The organism is Methanococcoides vulcani, from assembly GCF_900111645.1.
GTDB lineage: Archaea > Halobacteriota > Methanosarcinia > Methanosarcinales > Methanosarcinaceae > Methanococcoides > Methanococcoides vulcani.
Genome location: NZ_FOHQ01000013.1, coordinates 1 through 3,031 on the forward strand (window position 1 = coordinate 1; position 3,031 = coordinate 3,031).

The window sequence follows — 3,031 nt, forward strand, 5'->3', positions numbered from 1 at the left end:
GAAGATAACGGGGTTTCTGAATATTCTGTAAAACTAAGCATTTATCGCAGTGGTGACTGGCATGTTTTGAATACAGAAAAGACCGATGAGGATGACGGGTACATTTACTATGAAACGGACACCGCAGGTGATCTGTATTCACAATTTGCAATAGTTGAATACATAGAAAGTGAACCAGTTTCATTGGATACCGGCGAAGAAGCTGTTGCTGAAGGCAGCAATGTTCCTGAACCTATAAAGGAGGAACCGGCATTAGCTTTAGAAGGAGATGCAGGTATTGTTGCGAGTAAATCTGAAGGAGCAACTGGCTCGGGGCTAAAAGTGATGTTCTTTGCAATACCGGTACTTATGGTGCTTATATTGCTATCCGCTTCGTATGTTGGAGTAAACAAAGGCTATCATGCTAAAGCAAGAGACAGGGGTGTGGGTTCCCTGGATGATATGCAGGTTGCAGAGGGTGATGTTTCTGAAACTGCTTCAGATAGCACTAATGCTCAGGAAAGATCAGGTCAGCCTGCCGAAACAATACCTCCAGCTCAGGTAAATGAAGTCCAGCCAGTTGATATTGAACAAAAAATCAAAGCGCTGGAAGATTCTGGAATTATCTCAGATGTGGTTCACAAGAACAAAAAATAAATCGGAACTATAAATCCCAATTTTGATAGTTTTGACTGGCAAAGTTGGATTCATGAAAGAGTATATATGGTTTTGACATTATATAAATAATTGATAAAAACTACGGCTTTCCAGCATTGCAAGAATGTATAGTGGATACTTTTTTGTTAATAAGAGGGGTTGAGTTGCAGAGTAAAATTATCTGGCTTTTCACTATCCTTTTAGTGATCGCAACATTATTTCTCGTGCTAACATTAGCTTCAGGAACAACATTGCCGGAAAATGCTACTGAAAGTGGTTTTGATCCTAGCAGCAGTTCTGTTCCCTCGACTTCTAATGATGGAAGATACATTTTGCTTAAAGCTGCACAGTTCAACACCGAAGAAGCTACATCTGTTTCCAGTATGCCAACTATGGAAAGCACTTCTCCGTCAACCTCCGATGAATACTATATAGTTCAGTTCAAAGGATACATTCTTGAAGAGTGGAAACAGGATGTAAGGAATACTGGCGCAGTTATTTTTGACTATGTGCCGAACAATGCCTTCATTGTACGTATGAACACCTCAGTGAAAGCAGAAGTCGAGAATCTGGATTCGGTACAATGGATCGGTCCTTATCATCCATCATACAGGATCAGCCCGGCTCTCTCTTCAAGTTCTGAAGAGACCGGTCAGGCAGATATAATTGTGATGATCTTCGATACAGAGAACAATGATCGTATTTTAAATGATATCACCGGACTTGGCGGTGAAATTGTTGAAAACTCCGGAGATAAAATAAGGATTAAAATCAATAAAACGAAAGTTTCTGATATTGCAGCTTTGGATGGAGTAAGCTGGATAGAGAAATACCTTCAACCTGTGTTGTTGAACGATATTGCGGCTGATGTAATCAACGTTTCTTATATTCAGAACACACATGGATTGACCGGAAGCGGTCAGATTGTAGCAGTGGCAGATACTGGACTGGATACTGGTGTCGCTGATAGTTCAATGCATGATGACCTTGAGGGAAGGATCGATGAATTGTTCGATCTCTCTGATAACGGTGCAGCAGATATTTACACTGGGCACGGAACTCATGTTGCAGGTTCTGTTCTTGGAAACGGTTCTCAGTCTGGTGGCCAATTCAAAGGAATGGCACCAGAAGCACGACTTGTTTTTCAGGCTGTTGAAAATGCAGATGAAAGTCTTGGTGGAATTCCTGCAACCCTTTCAGATCTTTTCCAACCGGCATATGATCTGAATGCAAGAATTCATACAAACAGTTGGGGAGCATCGGCCTATGGTTACTATGGCTCCAGATCACAGGATGTTGACCTCTTTGCATGGGAACATCCAGATATGCTGATTCTGTTCTCTGCTGGAAACGATGGTGTGGATTCGAATTCTGATGGGGTAATAGACCCTGATTCCATAGGATCACCTGCAACGGCAAAGAATTGTTTGACAGTTGGCACATCGGAAAATAATAGAGGTTCAAATTTTAATATTTCACCTTATGTAACATATGGTATTACGTGGTCATCAAAATTTTCAGTAAATCCGATAAAAGACGACTATATGGCAAATGATATTGAAGGAATTGCAGCATTCAGCAGTAGAGGACCTACTGATGATGGTCGTATCAAACCTGATGTTGTAGCACCAGGTACATTTGTCATATCCACAAATTCAAGCGTGGCAACTGGACAATTATGGGGAGATTACAATGATTATTACCGTTATAGTGGTGGCACTAGTATGTCTACGCCTATTGTTGCGGGTTCTGCTGCACTTGTGAGGCAATATTATGTCGAATATGAAAGCATAACACCTTCTGCAGCCTTACTTAAAGCTACGATAATAAACGGTGCCTATAATATGACTCCTGGACAGTATGGTTCAGGTTCTACACAGGAAATACAAACGCGTCCTGATGGAGCGCAGGGATGGGGTCGTGTGGATCTCGAGGAATCGCTTTTTCCAAAATCCCCTCGGAAGATGTATTACAATGATACCTCCAGCACTATCAGTTTAAGCACATCTGAATCATGGGAAATTAATTACTACGTTGATGACAGCTCTGAACCACTTAAAATAACGCTTGTATGGACTGATTTTCCTGGGGCTGTAAGTGCAGAATTTGAATTGACCAACAATTTAGATTTAATAGTATCAGGCCCAGATTCCACTTATTTAGGAAATGCTGGAAACCAGCCTGATACTTTAAATAATGTAGAGCAGGTTGAATTGGTATCTCCCAACATCGGTTGGTATACAATAACCGTAAACGGGACGAGCATCCCACAAGGACCACAGCCTTTTGCAATCGTTATGTCTGGAGGACTCTACAGTGAGTCTGCTGCTATTTATCCAGTTGCTGATTTCAGTGCTAATGTCACTGAAGGACATGTTCCACTTACTGTTTCGTT

At 41.3% G+C, this 3,031-nt stretch carries 2 protein-coding genes; both read left to right on the forward strand.

Annotation, left to right across the window (positions count from 1 at the left end; genetic code table 11):
* The coding region (locus BMX02_RS11505; protein ID WP_143052436.1) for a PGF-pre-PGF domain-containing protein at nucleotides 1–636 on the forward strand (636 nt) is incomplete at its 5' end.
* Between the two features lie 164 nt (nucleotides 637–800).
* Nucleotides 801–3,031 (forward strand): S8 family serine peptidase (locus BMX02_RS11510; protein WP_177165276.1); only part of this gene is annotated, 2,231 nt, incomplete at its 3' end.